This window comes from Labrenzia sp. THAF187b (genome assembly GCF_009363375.1).
GTDB classification, from domain to species: domain Bacteria; phylum Pseudomonadota; class Alphaproteobacteria; order Rhizobiales; family Stappiaceae; genus Roseibium; species Roseibium algicola.
In genome coordinates, this window is the sequence record NZ_CP045344.1 from 808,367 (window position 1) to 827,365 (window position 18,999).

Annotated in this window: 17 protein-coding genes; 10 read left to right on the forward strand and 7 right to left on the reverse strand. The window is 60.3% G+C overall.

What is annotated here, in order from left to right:
* Nucleotides 1-102 precede the first annotated feature (102 nt).
* Nucleotides 103-654 carry a cytochrome c family protein gene (locus FIV03_RS03765; protein ID WP_152508714.1) on the reverse strand — a complete coding sequence of 184 codons (552 nt, stop codon included), beginning with the start codon at nt 652-654 and terminating at the stop codon, nt 103-105.
* A 185-nt stretch (nt 655-839) separates the two neighbouring features.
* Here FIV03_RS03765 and FIV03_RS03770 point away from each other — a divergent pair, with 185 nt between their 5' ends.
* The 3 genes from FIV03_RS03770 to FIV03_RS03780 are packed head-to-tail and all read left to right on the forward strand — an operon-like array spanning nt 840 to nt 3,540.
* Nucleotides 840-1,586 carry a 3-deoxy-manno-octulosonate cytidylyltransferase gene (locus FIV03_RS03770; protein ID WP_152508715.1) on the forward strand — a complete coding sequence of 249 codons (747 nt, stop codon included), beginning with the start codon at nt 840-842 and terminating at the stop codon, nt 1,584-1,586.
* Nucleotides 1,587-1,615: 29 nt separating this feature from the next.
* Complete coding sequence (locus FIV03_RS03775) at nt 1,616-2,506, forward strand: prephenate dehydratase (protein ID WP_022999063.1); 891 nt, start codon at nt 1,616-1,618, stop codon at nt 2,504-2,506.
* 32 nt (nt 2,507-2,538) lie between these two features.
* A complete protein-coding gene (locus tag FIV03_RS03780) occupies nt 2,539-3,540 on the forward strand; it encodes an adenosine kinase (RefSeq protein ID WP_152508716.1) in 1,002 nt (333 codons plus the stop codon).
* Between the two features lie 49 nt (nt 3,541-3,589).
* Here the strand turns inward: FIV03_RS03780 and FIV03_RS03785 are convergent, their stop codons facing one another.
* Entirely contained in the window at nt 3,590-4,999 is a 1,410-nt protein-coding gene (locus tag FIV03_RS03785) for an amidase family protein (RefSeq protein ID WP_152508717.1), read from the reverse strand.
* Between the two features lie 98 nt (nt 5,000-5,097).
* Nucleotides 5,098-6,636, reverse strand: a complete 1,539-nt coding sequence (locus FIV03_RS03790) for a pyridoxal-dependent decarboxylase (RefSeq protein WP_152508718.1) — start codon at nt 6,634-6,636, stop codon at nt 5,098-5,100.
* A 140-nt stretch (nt 6,637-6,776) separates the two neighbouring features.
* On the opposite strand from FIV03_RS03790, the gene FIV03_RS03795 reads away from it, so the two are divergent.
* Nucleotides 6,777-8,297, forward strand: a complete 1,521-nt coding sequence (locus tag FIV03_RS03795; RefSeq protein ID WP_173013760.1) for a winged helix-turn-helix domain-containing protein — start codon at nt 6,777-6,779, stop codon at nt 8,295-8,297.
* 63 nt (nt 8,298-8,360) lie between these two features.
* Here FIV03_RS03795 and FIV03_RS03800 read toward each other — a convergent pair whose 3' ends face one another.
* Together FIV03_RS03800 and FIV03_RS03805 are read right to left on the reverse strand one after the other, a co-directional pair.
* A complete protein-coding gene (locus FIV03_RS03800) occupies nt 8,361-9,113 on the reverse strand; it encodes an SDR family oxidoreductase (RefSeq protein ID WP_152508720.1) in 753 nt (250 codons plus the stop codon).
* Between the two features lie 184 nt (nt 9,114-9,297).
* On the reverse strand, nt 9,298-9,651 hold the full coding sequence (locus FIV03_RS03805) for a cyclophilin-like fold protein (RefSeq protein WP_173013761.1): 354 nt from the start codon (nt 9,649-9,651) through the stop codon (nt 9,298-9,300).
* 379 nt (nt 9,652-10,030) lie between these two features.
* Between FIV03_RS03805 and FIV03_RS03810 the strand changes: the two genes are divergently transcribed.
* The 6 genes from FIV03_RS03810 to FIV03_RS03835 all read left to right on the forward strand — a co-directional run bounded on the left by FIV03_RS03810 (nt 10,031) and on the right by FIV03_RS03835 (nt 14,457).
* Nucleotides 10,031-10,486 carry a cupin domain-containing protein gene (locus FIV03_RS03810; protein WP_152508721.1) on the forward strand — a complete coding sequence of 152 codons (456 nt, stop codon included), beginning with the start codon at nt 10,031-10,033 and terminating at the stop codon, nt 10,484-10,486.
* On the forward strand, nt 10,476-11,486 hold the full coding sequence (locus FIV03_RS03815) for a PQQ-dependent sugar dehydrogenase (protein WP_152508722.1): 1,011 nt from the start codon (nt 10,476-10,478) through the stop codon (nt 11,484-11,486). The genes FIV03_RS03810 and FIV03_RS03815 overlap by 11 nt, the downstream gene beginning before the upstream one ends.
* A gap of 87 nt (nt 11,487-11,573) precedes the next feature.
* Nucleotides 11,574-12,470 carry a LysR family transcriptional regulator gene (locus FIV03_RS03820; RefSeq protein WP_152508723.1) on the forward strand — a complete coding sequence of 299 codons (897 nt, stop codon included), beginning with the start codon at nt 11,574-11,576 and terminating at the stop codon, nt 12,468-12,470.
* 112 nt (nt 12,471-12,582) lie between these two features.
* A complete protein-coding gene (locus FIV03_RS03825; RefSeq protein WP_152508724.1) occupies nt 12,583-13,344 on the forward strand; it encodes a carboxymuconolactone decarboxylase family protein in 762 nt (253 codons plus the stop codon).
* A 50-nt stretch (nt 13,345-13,394) separates the two neighbouring features.
* A complete protein-coding gene (locus FIV03_RS03830) occupies nt 13,395-14,033 on the forward strand; it encodes an NAD(P)-binding domain-containing protein (protein WP_152508725.1) in 639 nt (212 codons plus the stop codon).
* Nucleotides 14,034-14,061: 28 nt separating this feature from the next.
* Complete coding sequence (locus tag FIV03_RS03835) at nt 14,062-14,457, forward strand: cupin domain-containing protein (RefSeq protein WP_152508726.1); 396 nt, start codon at nt 14,062-14,064, stop codon at nt 14,455-14,457.
* A 118-nt stretch (nt 14,458-14,575) separates the two neighbouring features.
* Here the strand turns inward: FIV03_RS03835 and FIV03_RS03840 are convergent, their stop codons facing one another.
* Both FIV03_RS03840 and FIV03_RS03845 read right to left on the reverse strand, forming a co-directional pair.
* Nucleotides 14,576-17,743, reverse strand: a complete 3,168-nt coding sequence (locus FIV03_RS03840; protein WP_152508727.1) for an efflux RND transporter permease subunit — start codon at nt 17,741-17,743, stop codon at nt 14,576-14,578.
* A gap of 15 nt (nt 17,744-17,758) precedes the next feature.
* A complete protein-coding gene (locus FIV03_RS03845) occupies nt 17,759-18,853 on the reverse strand; it encodes an efflux RND transporter periplasmic adaptor subunit (RefSeq protein ID WP_173013762.1) in 1,095 nt (364 codons plus the stop codon).
* Nucleotides 18,854-18,999 lie beyond the last annotated feature (146 nt).

Here is an 18,999-nt window from a genome sequence, read left to right on the forward strand (position 1 = left end):
AACGTAAGATTTGTTAATTTTTCATATAAATCAAATAAAAAAGCCGGGTAGTTAACCCGGCTTCTCTACAACTCTAGTCACGTTCGCGATGTCGAAGAGGTTTTACTCGGTCGGCAGCGGCGCAGGCGAATCGGCCTGTTCACGAAGGTAGGCAATCATGTCTGCGCGGTCTTCCGGTTTACGCAGTCCGGCAAAACCCATCGTGGTGCCGGAGATGAAGTTCTTCGGGGACTCCAGGAAGTGATCCAGTTCTTCATAGGTCCACTCCGGATTTTCTTCACCGAATGCGACCATCGCGGAAGAATAGCCGAAGCCTTCGTGTCCACCTGGCTTGCGGCCGATAACATCCCAAAGTGCCGGGCCAACCTTGTTGGCGCCACCCTGCGTGAAGTCGTGGCAGGCGGCGCATTTCTTGGCCACCTTCGCGCCGTCTTCAGCAGATGCTTCGACCAGACGCTCGGAGATCGGCACCACTTCCGGAACCGCGCCGACTTCCGAGGTGCTATCCTCTGCAGACGCCACGACGATCTCATAACCCGGTTTACCCGGCATCGTCGGATGGAAGATGATGTCGGAGACAATGCCGACACCCATAGTCAGAATCAGAACCATCAGTACCGCACCAGCGGCCTTGTTCAGCGTGAAGGAATCCATTCTCTCCGGCTCCAAGCTCATACGCGTCCGGGCCCGCAGCGTCGCTGCGACCCCTATCAGCTTTTCGAATTTTGCCGGAACCTACAAATTTTTTGACCTTGCTGTCCATAGCTTTAAAAGGGCATCTGATACGACAAACGGACGCGGCACGTGTTTTTTTGCATTTCTTCCGCCCGTCCGGCCCCATGGAGACCCGATTGACCGCTGCTCTTGTGATTATCCCGGCCCGCCTCGCTGCCACCCGACTGCCGCGCAAACCGCTTGCCGACATCTGCGGAAAACCCATGATCGTGCGTGTTCTGGAACAGGCCCGCAACGCGGATATCGGCCCGGTAGCCGTTGCCTGTGACGACAAGGACATTTTCGACGCGGTGCAGGACCACGGCGGCAAGGCGGTCATGACGCGTGCCGATCACGCCTCCGGATCCGATCGCATTCACGAGGCAGCGGGACTGATCGATCCGGACGGAAAGCACGATGTCATCCTGAACGTGCAGGGCGATGTGCCGCTGATCGCACCGGAAGCCATCCGGGCGGCCTTTGCGCCGCTCGCCATTGCCGATGTCGACCTGGGCACCATCATGACCGAGTTCACCAATACCGCCTTCCGGGACGATCCGAATTTCGTCAAGGCAGTCACTACGCCCAACGGCCACGGCCATCATCGCGCGCTTTACTTTACCAGGGCCGTCGCCCCGCACGGTGACGGCCCGTACTACCACCACATCGGCATCTATGCCTACCGCAGGGCAGCCCTGGCAAAATTCGTCCAGCTGCCGCCTTCGCCACTGGAACAGCGTGAAAAGCTGGAACAGTTGCGGGCCCTGGAAGCGGGCATGCGGATTGATGCCTCCGTCATCGACAGCGCGCCGATGGACGTGAACACGCCCGAAGATCTGGAACGAGCCCGGGCGGCCTATCAGACAAACTGACGAAAGACTGCCGAAAGGCGGAAAGACATATGACCGACAGAAAAAGAATCGTGTTCCAGGGAGAAACCGGTGCCAATTCGCACATGGCCTGCCGGAGCGTTTATCCCGATTACGAAGCCATCCCCTGCGCCACCTTCGAAGACTGCTTTTCGGCCATGGCCGACGGGTCGGCAGACCTTGCCATGATCCCGATCGAGAACTCCGTTGCCGGCCGTGTCGCGGACATTCATCACCTGCTGCCCAAATCGGACCTGCACATCATCGGCGAATATTTCATGCCGATCCGGTTTCAGCTCATGGCGGTCAAGGGCGCAAAGATCGAAGACCTGAAAAAGGTGCAAAGCCATGTGCATGCCCTTGGTCAGTGCCGGAACGTGATCCGTGAGCTCGGCCTGACGGCCGTCGTCGGCGGCGATACCGCGGGCTCCGCCCGGCAGATCGCCGAGCTGGGTGATCCGAGCGTCGGCGCCCTGGCGCCGGAAATGGCCGCCGAAATCTACGGTCTGGACATTCTGCGCCGGGATGTGGAGGATGAGGCGCACAACACGACCCGCTTTGTCATTCTCTCGCGCGACAAGATGGAGGCCGCGCACAACGGCCAGCCGGTCATCACGACCTTCATCTTCCGGGTTCGCAACGTTCCGGCAGCGCTCTACAAGGCCCTGGGAGGATTTGCCACCAACGGGGTCAACATGACCAAGCTGGAATCCTATCAGCTTGAAGGGCAGTTTTTCGCGTCGATGTTCTATGCGGACGTCGAAGGCCATCCGGAAGATCCGAAGGTGGCCCTGGCGCTCGAGGAGCTGGCCTTCTTCTGTGCCGAGCTGAACATGCTCGGCGTCTACCGGGCAAGCCCGTTCAGGGACAAGATCAGGGAGCCGGAATCCAACCGTGCTCTCCGGCCCAATCCCTACTCGTAACGGCGGCTACCCGACACCACCAGAGGAACTCTATGACTGAAACAAGATTTGATGCCCTGTGCATCGGCAATGCCATTTGCGACGTCTTCGCCCATGTCGAAGAGGATTTCCTGCTTCAGGAAAACCTCGTCAAAGGCTCCATGCGCCTGATCGACACCGACGAGGCAGTACGCCTGTTCGACAAGATGGGACAGACCGTCCGCATTTCCGGCGGCAGCGCCGGCAACACGGCGGCTGGCATTGCCTCGCTCGGCGGACGCCCTGCCTATTTCGGCAAGGTTGCCGAGGACGAACTGGGCGATAGCTATTATCACGACATGAACGGCACCGGCGTCTATTTCAACACGCCCCGCCTCAAGGAAGGCAAGCCGACCGCCCGGTCGATGATCCTGATCACGCCGGACGGCGAACGCACGATGAACACCTATCTGGGTGCATGCACCGAATTCGGCATCGCCGATGTTGACGAGGAAGTCGTTGCCGCCGCAGCCGTCACCTACATGGAAGGCTATCTGTGGGACCCGGCAGACGCCAAGAAGGCGTTCCTGAAAGCTGCGGAAATCGCGCATGCAAACGGGCGTCAAGTGGCGATCACCCTGTCCGACTCGTTCTGTGTCGACCGCTACCGCAGCGAATTTCAGGCCCTTCTGACCGATGGTGTCGTCGACCTGATGTTCGCCAACGAGCATGAGCTGAAGGCCCTTTACGAAACATCGGATCTGGACACTGCAGTAAATGCGGCCCGGGACTCCGGTGCCCTGACCGCCCTGACCCTCGGCGAGAACGGTGCGATGGCAATCAGCCGCGAGGAAACCGTCAAGGTTCCTGCGCAGACTGTCGACAACGTGGTTGACCTGACAGGCGCCGGCGACCTGTTTGCCTCCGGCTTCCTGTTCGGCCTTGCCCGCGACTACAAGCTCGCGGAAGCCACCGAGCTTGGCTGCCTGTGCGCCGCGAGCGTCATCAGCCACGTCGGCGCCCGGCCGGAACGGGCCTTGAAAAACATCGCCGGCCAGAGCGGCTTCGAGATCTGAACCTTTTCAGGGGCGGCCTTCGGGCCGCCCTTTTCGGAACCGGCAATTGCTACCGACGCATGCCGTGTTCCTTCGATTGCATTGCTTCAATCGCCGCCGCGATTGCCAGCACCTTTCGATCTGCCCCCGGTAGCCCATCGATTTCCAGGCCTGCGGGTACGCCGCGAACACTTCGTGCCATTGGCACACTCACGCCTGGGGCGCCAAAGAATGTCGCTGGTACCGTGTTGCGCATGGTCTTCCAGACAGACACTTCCTTGCCGTCAACGACGACACGCCCTTCTTCACCCAGTGCCGTTGCCGCAATCGGTGTCGTTGGAAAAATGATCGCGTCGAGTTTGAACTGCTCCAGATGCGCGCAGTAGTGCTTGCGACAGCGAGGGAGCGAGACGGAAATCACATGCTCGTATCGTGCTGCCAGGTCCTTGGCGTCCGCACCACGCAAAGCCTCGTCGAATTCCTCACGAACGTATTGCCCGGCTATGCCGGCAACGAGCGACCGAACATCGACGGCAGCGCCAGAAGCCGACAAATACGCTTCCAGCGCTCTTTCCAGCTCCCACGCACGGATTGGCTCCGACAATTCGCCAAGCCAGCTTGAAACCTCCGGCATCTCTGCCTCAACGACCGTGACACCCCAGGAGACAAGCTGGTCAAGGGTTTCCTCAAACGCCTGGGCGACGCCACTTTCCAGGCCGGACAGGAAATACCTTCCGGGTAGGCCAAGCCGCAGGCTTCGAAGATCGATGGCAGGCCGCTCACTCTGCCCACACAAAACGGCATCCAGAAGCAGCAGATCTTCTGCAGATCGCGCCAACGGGCCAGGCACATCGCGCGTTGGAAACAAGGGCATGACACCGTCAGTCTTGTAGCGATCACTTGTGGGGCGAAAGCCGAAAACCCCGCAAAATGATGCCGGAATTCGCACCGAGCCTGCCGTGTCCGTGCCAAGAGCAGCCGGAACCAGACCCGCGGCTACGGCAGCGGCAGAACCACTGCTGCTTCCCCCCGCTGAGCGAGAAGGATCGTGCGGGTTTCGAACGGGGCCGGTGTGATCGTTGTTGCTGGTGATGCCGAAGGCGAGCTCGTACATGTTGGTCTTGCCGAAGACCAATGCCCCGGCTTTTTCCAGTTTCGTGACCACCGATGCGGTCCTGTTGACCACGTGATCTTTCAGGCTTGGCGTTGCAGCAGTCGTTGCCATGCCGGCAATGTCGATGCAGTCCTTGATGGCAACGGGAATGCCATGCAGCGGCCCCAAAGGTCCACCGTTTGCCTGGTGCTCATCGGCCTTGCGTGCGGCGCTGCGTATATTATCCGGGGCAAACTGGGTGAAGGCATTCAGGTCAACGAACCGTTCCGATCTTTCAATCAACGCCTCGACATAGTCTCGGCAAGACATTCTGCGGCCGCGAAACATCTCCACCGCTTCAACAACTGTCAGCCGCCAAAAATCCATGTCGGTTTCACCCCAAGCATCGGAACCTTCGTATCATGGCGGGTTTGCAGCCCTTGTCACTTGCTGTTCTCAAAAAATAATCCAGTTGGCCTACCCGGTTAGGCGGCAGCTTCAATCGCCTCTGCGACGTGCAAAATTTCCCTGACAAGCAACTCGAGGTCATCGCTTCGTGTGCGGTGGTTGCAAATGGCGACGCGAAGGCTGTGACGGCCCCTGACAGTGGTATCCGAGAGCGCTGCAATGCCTTCCTCCTGAAGGCGAAGCATGATTTCCGTGTTCAGAGCTTTGAGCGAAGCTTCGTCCATTCCGCCCGGGTCGTACCGAAAATTCACGATATTGATCACGGTCGGGGCCATGAGCCGCAGCCGCGGTTCGTTTTCGATCCTTGCCGAGAGCTCTTTGGCCTGAGAGATGTTCTGATCGATCAGGCGACCAAATTTTTCGACGCCGTTTTCCTTTAGTGCCATCCAGATCTTCAGTGCCGCAAATCCCGCGGATGTGCCCATGTTGAGATCGTGCAGAAACGGCGCACCGGCGATCCCGCGAGGTTTCTCCTCCAGGTATTCCGGCGACAGGGTAAAGGCCTTTCGGTGAGCCTGGGCATCGCGCACCAGCGCGCACCCCGCGGTGAATGGAACATGCAGCCATTTGTGCGGATCGAGCGCCAATGAATCCGCTGTCTCCAGTCCGGCAACAAGCCCGCGATTTTCCGGAGCAATCGCGATCAGGGCACCGATGCAGCCGTCGACATGAAACCAGAGCCCCTCGCGTTTGCACAAGGCACCGATGGCGTTCAGGTCATCAATGGCGCCCGTGTTTACGGTGCCTGCAGTCGCGATCACGCAAGCAGGCTTCTTCCCGCTGGCACGATCGCCGGCTATCGCTTTTTCCAGGGCTGATAGATCAATGTTTCCATCAGGTCCGGTTGCGACACGAACCAGCGCCTGGTTGCCAAGCCCCAAGGCTTCAAGCGCCTTCTGGTGGCAAGAGTGGACCTGATCGGATGCGTAGAAGCGCAACTGCGAGGGGATTGCCGCCACCCCTTCGCTTCGAACATCTACGCCCGCCATCTGGTTGCGGGCGATGGTCAGGCCGATCACGTTCGCCATGGATCCACCGCTGACGATCGTGCCGCTTGCAGCCTCGGGAAACCCGACCATCTGTTTGAGCCAACCGACGACCTGTCTGTCGACGAGGGCAGCCGCCGTGTCGCCGCCACCAAGATTAGATCCGTCGATAGCAGCCATGAAGTCCGCAAGTGCGCCTGTAAAGCTGCCCGATCCCATGAACCACATCCAGAAGCGCGGATGCAGGTTTCCCATCGAGTAGGGAAGCAGGTCTTCCTTGAGTTCCTCCAGGATGTTGTCGAGCGACGTGGGGGCATGGGGCACACCACCGGTAAATCTGGTGCGCACCTCGGGCGGCATCTGTCGCCAGAGTGGTCTGGAGCGAACGTCGCGGATATGCGCGAGCGAATACGCAAGCGCCTTTTGCGCCGTGGCTTCCATCCGGTCCCAATCATCGGGATCAAGCGTTTCCTCGGCCTTGCGGGATACGGCTCCTGCCTCGTTTATCGTTACTGCTCTCTCTCGATTGGAACGAACGCACGAAATGCGAATTTCGACCGCGATGATCATCGGCCCAGTTGATGCCTGCGCCTTTCAACGCGGGCGGCGCTGCTCGTTTGACCTTCCGCCTTTCGGGGCCAGGAAGCTTGGAGAGGACCTTCAGAAAAACTTTAGAACACCCGATTTTTTGATAATCTCGAGGGATGCTATTGCGTTTTGACACTTTCGAACTGGATACGGATCGGGTTGAGCTGAGAAGATCCGACGGCACGGCTGTGCCTCTGGAACGGCAAGTCTACCAATTGCTTCTGTTGCTGGTCTCCAACGGCGATCGGCTGACGACACGTGACGAGATCGTCGAAAGCATCTGGGATGGTCGGCCCATCTCCGACGCCGCAATCGACAGCCGCATCAGCGCCGTGCGTGCCGCCATCGGTGATGCTGGGCGCGAACAACGGCTGGTGCGCACCGTTCATGGAAAAGGTTTTCGCTTTCTGGGAAGTGTCACTTTCGGGCAGGCAGGCCCTGCGCGCGCAGAGCGAAGCCCGCCCTCGATCGGCATCCTGCCACTTCAGACCTACGAACCAGATCCGGATCTTCAGCTTCTGGCCGAAGCCTTGCCGCACGAACTCATCCTGCAACTATCGCGCTTGCGCTGGCTGACCGTCATTTCACGTGGCACGACATTTCGCTTTCGGTCCCTGCCGGAGGCAAAGGCGGAGACGGTCGGCGCAGCCCTGGATGCCCGCTACCTTCTGTTCGGTCAGCTTGAAAGAGACGGTACGCACTTTGCGGCAACGGTTCAGTTGCTCGACACGGACTGCAACACCGTCGTCTGGGCGGAACGGTACCTGCTTGCGAAAGATGATCTCCTTCATGCGCGGGCTGTCATCGCGAGCGCGATCACTGCAGAAATTGATCTCAGAATTCATGCGCTCGAAGCTGCCCACGCCCAGAAAACGGGGACGGACCAGCTCGACGCCTGGTCGTCCTATCACCTCGGCCTGCAGCAGATGTACCGCTTCAACGCGAATGCCAATGCGGTAGCCGCAACGCATTTCCGCAGGGCCGTCGAACTCGATCCCAAGTTCGCCCGTGCGCATGCTGGCCTGTCGTTCACCCGGTTCCAAGACGCATTTGCACACTACGACCGCGACCGAGAGGCGGCCCTCACACAGGCAAAGGCCCATGCGGCAAAAGCGATGGAAGCGGATTCCTTCGATCCGTTTTCGAATTATGTCTGGGGACGGACATTCTGGCTGGATGGTGAGCTGGATACCGGCATCGTGCACATCGAGCGTGCCGTGTCCCTCAACCCGAATTACGCGCAAGGACACTATGCGCTCGGCTTTCTTCAGGGGTTGTCGGGAAACGCGGAAGAGGCGATTTCGCGCGGCCGTCTTTCCTACCGCCTAAGCCCTCTTGACCCGCTGGCCTACGGAACATTCGGTACGCAGGCCATGGGTTTCCTGCATCAGCACAGGCTTGCCGAGGCTGCCGAAATGGCCGAACGCAGTGCGCTGACACCAGGAGCCCACTACCTTGTCAGCATGATCGTCGTTTCATTTGCAACCCTGGCCGGACAAACCGAACGGGCCGAGCGTTGGGCGAAAGATGTGCAGTCCCGACGTGCCGACGCGACCAGGCAAATGTTTCTGGAGGCTTTTCCCTTCAAAGACCCGCAATGGCGTGCCCGCATCGATGCTTCGTTGGAAGCACATGGTTTTTAACCGCATGCGGACCGGTGACGGCAGCGCAATGTTTGCCGCCGCCACCGCCCATTCCACCGGGTCTTACCAGGGCTGATTGGCCGGACCGACGGTGAATTCGTTGACCGTCGTGTCCTCCGGCAGCGACACTGCAAACTCGACGACCGCCGCGATCCGGTCGGCGGAGATACCGTACTGGTCGTAAAGGGCCTGGAACGCTTCGGAACTGCCCTTGTCGCTGATCGTGTTCAGAAGTTCGGTGTTGATTGCCGCCGGGTAGATGGTTGCCGTACGGATGTTGGTGCCTTCCATGGCAGATTCCATCCGCAGGACTTCCATGAACGAGCGCACGAACCACTTGGTGCCGCAATAGACCGCACCGCCGGGATAAGCCTTCAGACCTGCAACGGAAGAGGTCGCGATGACATGGCCGGACTTCTGTTCGGCAAAGGTCGGCATGACGGCTGCTACACCGTTCAGCACGCCCTTGACGTTGACGTCGACCATCTGCTCCCACTCGTTCGTCTTGAGTGCGGAAATCGGCGAGGACGGCATGAGCCCCGCATTCAGGAAAATGACGTCGAGTTTTCCGTAAGTGTCCTTCGCCAGTTTGACGATAGCCTCGTTTTCAGCCGGTACGGTGACGTCCAGCGCCTGATAGACGGCTTCGCCGCCAGCAGCCTTGATCTCGTTCGCGATGGTTTCGAGCTTGTCGGTGCGCCGTGCACCCAGCACGACCTTCGCCCCCTTGCTGGCCAGCAGCTTCGCGGTTGCTTCGCCGATGCCGGAGGAGGCTCCGGTAATGATGACGACTTTTCCATTGATGTTGTCGGACATGATAGTCTCCTTGGGTTCTGAGTGTTCTTGTTCAGGCAGAGGACTGGCCCGGTTCACCGGGTCCAGCCAGATTGTTCTGCCGAAGCGAAAGCGTTTTCGAAGGTGTCGAAAATGAAGACACCTGCAGTCGGGCAATCCCGACAGGTGGACAGCCCGTTCCAGAGTTTCCCGATTTTGCGTCGTGTCAGTCGGCCGCTTCGATGCGGACCGAAAGCGGTCGATCACCCAGAAGGGCATCGATCGACCCGTCGAATGCACCGAGCCTCACGAGGCCCCGGGAATTCTGAAACGGCTTGTAGAAGATCGCGATGTTTCCCCAGGGCGCATAGTGCGTGATGTCACCCTTTTTGGGCGTGTAGCTTGCCGGGGCTTCGGAGATATCGAGCTTGCGTGGCAGGTCCGCGACCTTTTCTGTCCCGTGATAGTCGGTCAGGGTCAGGTCGAGCGGCAACAGGGCCGCGAAGTCCCTGCCTGCGCGCGTATCGTCGAGCGTGGCCGGAAGCACCACGTCTTCTACGATCACCTTGATGCGGATCATGCGAGCCTCGTTCGATGATTCGGTTGCGTTTCCGGATGCCCCCGCCCCGGCGCAAAACAGCGTCAGTGCCAACGAGAGCATTCTTGACCTGAAAGCGGGCATTGCGGGGTTCCTCCGATCGGTTGCTCCCAATCTAGGCGTCAGACCGACAGGGATTAAGCCCCTTCCAGGTACTGCCTCTCATGAGCAGCACTCATTAATCAGCGGCCGGATAACACCGGCAGGAGTGGAGCTCGTGGACAGACGGACAGCTCCACCGGGTTCATGAGTGATCCTCATGACTGCTTCCGACAGAGCCACCATTATCCACGCGTGCGTCTTGCCTACGTTCTTGAGGAAGGCCGAAAGGCCGCCTCACGACTGATGGAGACGACCTGAGATGAAACGCACTCTTGCAACGCTCGCACTCGTTCTTGCGGCTCCGGCTGCATTTGCACAATCCATGGAAATAACCCGCTCCGAAACCCTGGCGGGCCAATTGGGAAGCGGTGACTATTTTACCGGTACAGCCTATGTCGCCCCTGTTTTCCCGCCTGTCATGAACGATGTCAGCGCCGGTCACGTCACGTTTCTGCCCGGAGCCCGCTCCGCCTGGCACACGCATCCTGCGGGCCAGATGCTGGTCGTGACATCGGGGACCGGCTGGGTGCAGGAGCGCGGCCAGGAAAAGCAGATCATGCAGGCCGGTGATGTGGTCTGGTGCCCGCCTGATGTCGAGCATTGGCACGGCGCGACCGACACCACGGCCGTTTCCCATTACGCAATTCAGGCGACGGTTGACGGGTCCGCCGTTGCCTGGGGCGATCATGTGACGGAAGAAGAATATGGCCAGTAAGCTTGCCGTCCACTTTTGTGGTGTCTTGTTTGCGATGCTGATGCCGGTGTCCGTCTCTGCAGCGGACACCGTGCTGAACGGCCTCAACTATCCCTGGGATATCGAAGCCCATGGCGGCAAGATCTATGTGACGGAGAAGAGTGGAACAGTCGGCATTCTTGCCGAGGGTTCCTTCACGCGTTTTCCCGTGGAGACCAGTCAGCCGATCCTGGATGACCGCGGCGGCGGCCTGCTTGGTCTGGCCATTAGTCCGGACTTCCCGGACACCGGCCGCATCGTGCTCTACCAGCACTATGGCACCCCGGATGCCCGGATGAACCGTGTCATCGAGGCCGAACGCCTCGGGGATCGATGGAAAGAGACCCGGGTGCTGGTCGACGCCATTCCGGGCCACCCGCTTTACAACGGCGGACGCGTGGCCTTCGGTCCCGACGGCATGCTCTATGTCACCACCGGTTGGACCGAAAACAGGGAGCGTCCGCAAGACCTCGGCAGCCTTGCCGGGAAGATATTGCGCGTCACGCCGGACGGCGAAAACCCCTCGGACAATCCGTTCGCGGGTTCACCGGTCTGGTCGCTCGGCCATCGCAATCCCCAGGGCCTTGCCTGGGACGCCTCCGGGCAGCTCTTCGCAGCCGAGCACGGCCAGTCCGGCCATGACGAGGTGAACCGGATTGAGCGGGGCGGCAACTACGGCTGGCCGCTGATCCAGGGCGATGAAACCCGCGACGGCCTGCTCGCACCACTGGCGCATTCGGGCCAGAGCACCTGGGCGCCTTCAGGCCTGACCTCGGACGGTGACCGGCTGCTTCTTGCGGGCTTGAGAGTGAACGGCATTCTGGAAGTGACCACCGAAGGCCGGGTATCCGAGGCCTACCGGGCGGGAGAACGTATCCGGGACGTGCTTGTGTCGGATGGGGTGATCTATGCAATCACCACAAACCGGTCTCCCCGGCGGGAAGGGGCTTCTGAAGACAGGCTGATCCGGCTTGATCCCTGATTGCATAATCGATGGACCTCATGAGCCCGGCACATATATGTGGGAGAGACAGTGATGATTCTGGATGATCAGAACGGGACCTCCCACATGCTCCGAGAAAATATCAATGATCTCATCGCGCTTGCGGCTGTTGCGGAGGAACGCAGTTTCACGCGGGCCGCAGCGCGGTTGAACGTGTCTCAGTCCGCCCTGAGCCACACGATCAAGGGACTGGAGCAACGCCTGGGCCTGAGGCTTTTGACGCGGACGACCCGTTCCGTCGCTCCCACGATCGAAGGCGAAGACCTTCTGGCTACCCTGACACCATGCCTTGAAAAGATCGAGGCCAGGCTTCAGGCACTCAACGATGCACGTGACCAGCCCACAGGGACAGTGAGGATCGTCGCCACAGAATACGCCATAGAAAGCCTCCTCTGGCCGAAGCTGTCTCCGGTTCTCAAGGCCCATCCGCTGGTCAATGTCGAGTTCGTCATGGACTACGGCTACACGGACCTTGCCGATTCCCAATGTGACGCGGGTGTGCGTTATGGCGAACAGGTCAGCGAGGGCATGATCTCGATGCGTATCGGTCCGGACGAGCGCATGGTCTGTGTCGGATCACCCGACTATCTGGACAGGGTTCGCGAGCCGGAAACGCCTCAGGATCTCGCGGACCATAGTTGCATCAACCTGCGGCTTTCCACCCATGGCGCACTCTATGCCTGGGAGTTCGAAGACAAGGACGGCAACGAAATCCGGGTGAAGGTAAAAGGACAGGCCTGCTTCAATACGATCAACCCGGTCATGCGTGCGGCCGTGGACGGTCATGGACTGGCACTGGTCCCCGAAAGGCTGGCGCAGGAGCATCTTGCGGCCGGAACCTTGCGCACATGTCTTTATGACTTCAGCCCGTCGTTTCCCGGTTTTCACCTTTATTACCCCAGCCGGCAAAAGCCCTCGTTCGCCTTCCAGGTCGTCCTGGATGCCCTGCGGGATCGTGGTTGAGCCCACTCATGAGGTGACGTCATGAGTGGCTTGAAAGACCCGGTTATTAAGATACGTTTTTTGCGCTCCAGATTAGCAGGGTAATTGCCCACTTGCCGAAAGGGAGCTCCCGATGAAATCCATTCTCACCGCAGCTGGTCTGGCGTTGATGGCCACGACTGCAGCCGCTCAGGACGCGGCAGGAACCTTGCCTGCAGCCGTTGGCCGCGTTGCCCCGGCACTTGAAGCCTATGCGAAGGACGATCTCTTCGGTGCGGAATGGAACGGGGCAGGCCTTTCCAAGAGAGACCGGGCACTGGTCACCTTTGCCGCCCTCATGACGCGGCACGAGACCGGAAATCTTGCAAGCCATGTATCGTTGGCTCTCGATTCAGGCGTTACCCCGGCAGAGATCTCCGAAACCATCACCCACCTCGCCTTCTATACAGGCTGGGGCAATGCCACCGCGGCCGCCGAAGCAGCCGCGCCGGTGTTCGAGGAAAGGGAGATCACCATCGAAGACCTCTCGGCCTCCGACCCGGACCTGCTACCGCTCAACGAAGAGGCCGAAGCTGCCCGTGAAAACCTCGTACGCGGCAACTATGCGGATGTGAGCATGGGTGTCGTGGACAACACGCGTGAGCTGCTGTTCCGCGATCTCTGGCTGCGTCCAGATCTCGCGCCCCGCGACCGGAGCCTCGTGACGGTGGCCGCCTTGATTGCAGCCGGTCAGCCCGAACAGATGACATTCCACCTCAACCGCGCCATGGACAATGGCCTGACACAGGAAGAAGCCGGTGCCATGCTTTCTCACCTGGCATTCTATGCCGGTTGGCCGAAAGTGTTTTCGGCTTTGCCGGTTGCCAAGGCCGTGTTCGAAAAACGCGCGCAGTGACCGGTTCCCGCCGGAGCCGGCGTTGCCGCACGAAAGATCGGAACTGAGACATGAAGATAGGCATTCTGGGGTCGGGTCTGATGGGCGCAAAGCTCGGACAGCTCTGGGCGCGTTGCGGCCATGATGTGACCTTCGCCTATTCCCGCAGCCGCTCGAAGCTCGAGCGTCTCGCCCAGGCGGCTGGCGCCTCGCACTGGTCGGTGGCGGACGCGGTCGAGAACGCGGACGCGCTGCTGCTGGCCGTTCACTGGTCGCGGGTGGACGACGTCCTCGCGCAAGCCGGCGATCTATCCGGAGCCGTGGTCCTGAACTGCTGCGTGCCCCTTGATCCGACGAACACGGATCTGGTGGTCGGTATCCAGTCGTCCGGAGCCGAAGAGCTGGCCGCCATGCGGCCGCAGGCCCGCTGGGTTTCCTGTTTCAACACGGTTCCCTCCGAGGCATTCATGCCGGTTTTTTCGCAAAAGGAACGGACACCGAGGCCGCAAGTCCTGGTTTACGGGGACGATGCCGGTGCGAAGGAAGTTGCCGGTCTCCTGATCCGGGACATCGGTTTCGATCCTCTTGAAGCCGGTCCGCTTCGCACGGCCCGCTTCGCGGAGCCTTTTGCCATGGTCACCGCCGAGTTGGCCTACAGCCAACCCGGGGGGCCTGCCTTAACTTACCGTTTTGAAAAGCTGCGCGGCTGACCGCGCAACAAGCATCAGGGAGTTGAAAATGAAAATCATCCGTTCCGGGACTGCTTCGTCCGTCAAGGGGCCAGACGACTGGTTCACTGGCACTGTGCGCATCGACCCGCTTTTCCAGGCAGAAGAACCCGGCCGGACCGGCGGTGCCCATGTCACCTTCGAACCCGGCGCACGCACGGCCTGGCACACCCATCCGGCCGGACAGACGCTGATCGTAACCTTCGGCCGTGGCCGGGTTCAGCGCGAAGGCGGCCCCGTGGAAGAGATTTCCCAGGGTGACGTCGTCTGGTTCCCGGCCGGAGAAAAGCATTGGCACGGTGCCGCACCCGACACAGCCATGAGCCACATCGCCATTCAGGAAAGTATCGGCGGCTCTCCCGTCACCTGGATGGAGAAGGTCTCGGACGAAGACTACACCGGCTGACCAACCGCCAGCCGGGCCCAAGGGCCCGGCTGCCATGCCTCGGAGAATGTCCGTTTTCCGACGCCTGCGACTGACGTCCCCTGTGCTGTTCACCAACGGTTGGAGGACGTTCACGTATTCACGCCGACTGCCGGCTGTTCCCGTCAGGCAATTCCTCATCTTCGGCACTCCGGGGAGTGGAATCGGCGGCCCTGGACCTGCGGCCGAAGAGCTTCGAAACGACGACGTAGAATGTCGGCACCAGAAGCACCGCAAGCACCGTTGCCGATATCATTCCCCCAAGAACACCCGTACCGATTGCTCGCTGGCTGGCCGAACTCGCACCTGTCGCAAAAGCAAGCGGAACCACGCCGAGAATGAAGGCGAAAGACGTCATCAGGATCGGCCGGAAGCGCAGTTTCGACGCTTCGACCGTCGCTTCCAGCAGAGAACGCCCCTCGTTCCTGAGATCCCGTGCGAACTCGATGATCAGGATGGCGTTCTTGGCAGACAGTCCGATGATCGTGATCAGCCCCACCGTGAAATAGATGTCGTTGGGCAGGTCTCGCATGGTGACCGCAACGATGGCCCCGACGGCGCCAAGCGGAACGACAAGCATGACGGCGATTGGAACCGACCAGCTTTCGTAAAGCGCGGCAAGGCACAGGAACACGAAGACGAGCGACAGACCGAGCAGGAAGGGAGCTGCGTTGCCTGAAGCCTTTTCCTGGTACGACAAGCCCGTCCATTCGTAGCCGAAACCATGCGGCAAAGACTGGAAAAGCCGTTCCATTTCAGCCATCGCCTCGCCACTTGTGTGGCCGGGCGCAGGACTGCCGCTGATCTTGATCGCCTGGAGACCGTTGTACCCGACCACTTGCGTCGGCCCCAGTTCCCAGCGCGCACTCGCGAAGGCGGAGAGCGGCACCATCTCGCCGCGGCTGTTGCGGGCGTTCAGATCAAGCAGGCTCGCAACGTCCATCCGCTCGGCCGCTTCTGCCTGAACGATGACACGTTGCATCCGGCCAGCGTTCGGAAAGTCCGCGACATAGCTCGATCCGATCGACGTGGACAGTACCGCATTGATTTCATCGAAGGCGACCCCGTAGGCGTTTGCCTGCCGGCGATCGATATCGAGCATGATCTGCGGAGCAGGCGGCAGGCCTTCGATGTAAGGGTATTGCAGGATCGGGCTTTGCCAGGCCATGCCCAACAGGGCGTTGGCAGCCTGCACAAGCGCATCATTTCCGTGATTGGCACGGTCCTGCAAACGGAAACTGAACCCGCTGGCATTGCCAAGCGCTGCAATGGGCGGCGGCGTCAGGGTGAACACGGAGCCTTCCGGAATGCCGGCAAGTGCTCCCAGGGCCGAACCGACGATTGCTTCGGAGGAATCCCCCGGTCCTCTTTCCGACCAGTCCTCGTAGGTTGCGAAGGAGATCCCCGCATTCTGGCCGTTGCCGTTGAACCCGAAGCCCAGGATCGAGACGATTTTCCTGACGCCTGACCTGTTCATGAAGAAGTCATCGACCTGATCGAGAACACCGGCGGTCCGTTGCGCGGTAGACCCGGCCGGCAATTGCGTTGCGGCGATAGCGTATCCCTGGTCTTCCACCGGCAGAAAGCCGGAAGGCAGGCGAACATAGGTGTAACCCAGGCCCGCCAGGATCGCCATGTAGATCACCATCATGCGGTAGTTGCGATTCACCGCCCCGCCGACGACGCGGCCGTAGCCATTCGTCGTCTTGCCGATCAACCAGTCGAACCCACGGAAGAACCAGTTCTTTTGATGGGCATGGCCTTCAGGGATAGGCTTGAGGATCGTCGCGCACAGCGCCGGCGTAAGGGTCAAAGCCATGAAGGCCGAAAACACCATCGACATGACGATCGTCACGGAGAACTGCTTGTAGATGATCCCGATCGCCCCGGGAAAGAACGCCATCGGCACAAACACCGCAATCAGGACGACCGTGATGCCGATGACGGCGCCCGTGATCTGCTTCATCGCCTTGACGGTTGCCTCTTTCGGCGGAAGGCCTTCCTCGGCCATGATGCGCTCGACGTTTTCGACAACCACGATCGCATCATCGACCAGGATACCGATCGCAAGCACCATTGCGAACATGGTCAACACGTTGATCGAGAACCCGAAAACCTGCAGCGCGGCACATGTTCCCAGCAAGGCGATCGGCACGACAAGCGACGGGATCAGCGTGTAGCGGAGGTTCTGCAGGAACAGGAACATGATGACGAAGACCAGCACCACCGCCTCGATCAGCGTGTGAATGACCTTCTCGATGGAAATCGAAACAAAGGGCGTCGTGTCATAAGGGATCTCGAAACTGACGCCCTGGGGAAAGTTTGCCGCCAGTTCCGCCATCCTCGACTTGACAGCGTCGGCGGTCACCAGCGCGTTTCCACTCGCATTCAGCTGGATGCCGATCATCGCGGCTTCCTGACCGTTGATACTCGAGGAGATCGCATAGCTTTGCGCGCCGAATTCCACGCGCGCCACGTCTCCGAGGCGCACCACAGATCCGTCGGGGTTGGCCCGCAGTACGATTTCCGCAAACTCATCGGTGGTCGACAACTGACCCGTGGTCGAGACGGTGGCCGTAATCTCCTGGCCAGCTGCACTCGGCTGGGCTCCAATGCTGCCGGACGACACCTGGGCGTTCTGTCCAGCAATCGCGCCAGTCACGTCCCTGGCTGTCAGGTTGAGGCCGACGAGCTTTTTCGTGTCGATCCAGACGCGCATCGCCCGTTCTGTCGCGAACAGTTGCGCCTTGCCGACACCAGGCAGACGCCGCAATTCATCAATGACATTCCTGGCTGCGAATTCGCCCAGGTCGACAGCGTTCAAACGGCCATCCGTCGAGACAAGGCCGACAAAGAGCAGAAAGGAGCTGCTGGTTTCCTCGACCCGCACCCCTTGCTGGCGAACCGAAGGCGGCAGGCGCGCCTCCACACGGCTGATCCGGTTCTGCACATCCACGGTCGCGACCTGCGGATCGGTGCCCGCTTCGAACGTGATGTTGATGGTCACGCTGCCTTGCGCATCGCTGACGGAATCGAAATAGAGCATCCCCGTCGCGCCGTTCATCTCCTGTTCGATGAGCTTGGTGACACTGTCATAGAGATTTTCCGGTGTGGCGCCGGGATAACTGGTTGTCACCGCAATCGTGGTTGGTGCCACGTTCGGATATTGCGAGATGGGCAGGAACGGAATTGCGATCGCACCTGCCAGGGCAATGGCAAGTGCGATGACCCAGGCAAAAACGGGCCGTTCGATGAAATACTGCGGCATTTGGAAGGACCTGTTCTAGCTCGGGATATCGCACGGTTCTGCGGCACTGCAGTCTGATACCGTGCCGCGTTCGGCGGCCTTTTCTGCAGCCGCCTCTGCCGGAGCGGCCGAGACGGGCTGACCGGGCATTGCACGATCGAGACCGTCGACGATCACCTGATCGCCCGATTTCAGCCCCTGGGTGACGAGCCAACGGTTGCCGACGGAACGACTTGTCAGGATAGGCTGTGCGGCCGCCTTGCCGTCCCTGACTGTCATCACGCTCGCCTGGCCCAGCGTGTCCCACTGAACGGCCCTTTGCGGAACGAGCACCGCCTGGTGAGCGACGCCTTCCGTCACACGGACGCGGACATAGGTGCCTGGCAACAGTTTGCCCTGCGGATTTTCGAACTCGGCGCGGAGCAGGACCTGACCTGTGGTTTCATCGACCACGGCGGATGAAAACAACAGTCGGCCCGGATGTTCATAGGTGCTGCCGTCGTCAAGGATCAGCTCGATGGCATTGCTGCTTTCAACCGGCTGCATGTCGCCAGCATCGATTTCGCGGCGGACCCTGGACAATTCCGCGAGCGGCGCGATGAAGTCCACATAGAGTGAACTGATATCCCGCACGATCGCCATTTGCGTTCCGTCCTCCTGGCGAACCAGAGCGCCTTCGGACACCAGCGCAGCGCCAATATGACCGTCAATCGGCGAGCGGACCGAGGCATAGCTGAGTTCAAGGTCCGCGGTCTGGAGATTGGCCTTGGCAACGGCAACTTCCGCCTGGGCCTGCTTGCGGTCCGCCAGGGCAACATCGTGCTGTTCCGTGCTGGCGACATTTCGCGCGAGCAGACGCTTCACCCGGTCTGCCCGCTGGTTCGCCAGGCTGAGCGCTGCTTCCGCCCGCGAAAGCTGCGCCTTTGCGGAAGCCACGGCGGCCGCGAATTTGGCCGGGTCGATTTCGAACAACACGTCGCCCTTGTGGACGTCGCTACCCTGTTCGAATTGCCGTTCCAGTACGATGCCGGAAACCCGCGCCCTGACTTCAGCCAGACGAATGGGCACCAGTCGACCCGGATAATCTTTCTTGAGCGGCATGTCCTCGCCGGCCACCGTGATCGTCTTCACGGCCGGCGGCGGGAAACTGGCATGCGAGGTTTCTTCGGAAGGGCTGCAGCCACTGAGTATTATCAGAACCGCAAGGAGCGGGAGTAAGTCGGGAAAGTGCCTGACGTGCATTGGGTATCCGGTAATGAGTACGAGGTACCGGCGGC

Excerpts from the sequence above, each read along its gene's own strand:
- FIV03_RS03775 (WP_022999063.1), top strand. The coding sequence starts at position 1,616 with ATGACCGACAGAAAAAGAATCGTGTTCCAGGGAGAAACCGGTGCCAAT.
- FIV03_RS03770 (WP_152508715.1), top strand. The coding sequence starts at position 840 with ATGGAGACCCGATTGACCGCTGCTCTTGTGATTATCCCGGCCCGCCTC.
- FIV03_RS03790 (WP_152508718.1), bottom strand. The coding sequence starts at position 6,636 with ATGATCATCGCGGTCGAAATTCGCATTTCGTGCGTTCGTTCCAATCGA.
- FIV03_RS03785 (WP_152508717.1), bottom strand. The coding sequence starts at position 4,999 with ATGGATTTTTGGCGGCTGACAGTTGTTGAAGCGGTGGAGATGTTTCGC.
- FIV03_RS03805 (WP_173013761.1), bottom strand. The coding sequence starts at position 9,651 with ATGATCCGCATCAAGGTGATCGTAGAAGACGTGGTGCTTCCGGCCACG.
- FIV03_RS03840 (WP_152508727.1), bottom strand. The coding sequence starts at position 17,743 with ATGCCGCAGTATTTCATCGAACGGCCCGTTTTTGCCTGGGTCATCGCA.
- FIV03_RS03820 (WP_152508723.1), top strand. The coding sequence starts at position 11,574 with ATGCTCCGAGAAAATATCAATGATCTCATCGCGCTTGCGGCTGTTGCG.
- FIV03_RS03765 (WP_152508714.1), bottom strand. The coding sequence starts at position 654 with ATGGATTCCTTCACGCTGAACAAGGCCGCTGGTGCGGTACTGATGGTT.
- FIV03_RS03835 (WP_152508726.1), top strand. The coding sequence starts at position 14,062 with ATGAAAATCATCCGTTCCGGGACTGCTTCGTCCGTCAAGGGGCCAGAC.
- FIV03_RS03825 (WP_152508724.1), top strand. The coding sequence starts at position 12,583 with ATGAAATCCATTCTCACCGCAGCTGGTCTGGCGTTGATGGCCACGACT.
- FIV03_RS03800 (WP_152508720.1), bottom strand. The coding sequence starts at position 9,113 with ATGTCCGACAACATCAATGGAAAAGTCGTCATCATTACCGGAGCCTCC.
- FIV03_RS03810 (WP_152508721.1), top strand. The coding sequence starts at position 10,031 with ATGAAACGCACTCTTGCAACGCTCGCACTCGTTCTTGCGGCTCCGGCT.
- FIV03_RS03830 (WP_152508725.1), top strand. The coding sequence starts at position 13,395 with ATGAAGATAGGCATTCTGGGGTCGGGTCTGATGGGCGCAAAGCTCGGA.
- FIV03_RS03780 (WP_152508716.1), top strand. The coding sequence starts at position 2,539 with ATGACTGAAACAAGATTTGATGCCCTGTGCATCGGCAATGCCATTTGC.
- FIV03_RS03815 (WP_152508722.1), top strand. The coding sequence starts at position 10,476 with ATGGCCAGTAAGCTTGCCGTCCACTTTTGTGGTGTCTTGTTTGCGATG.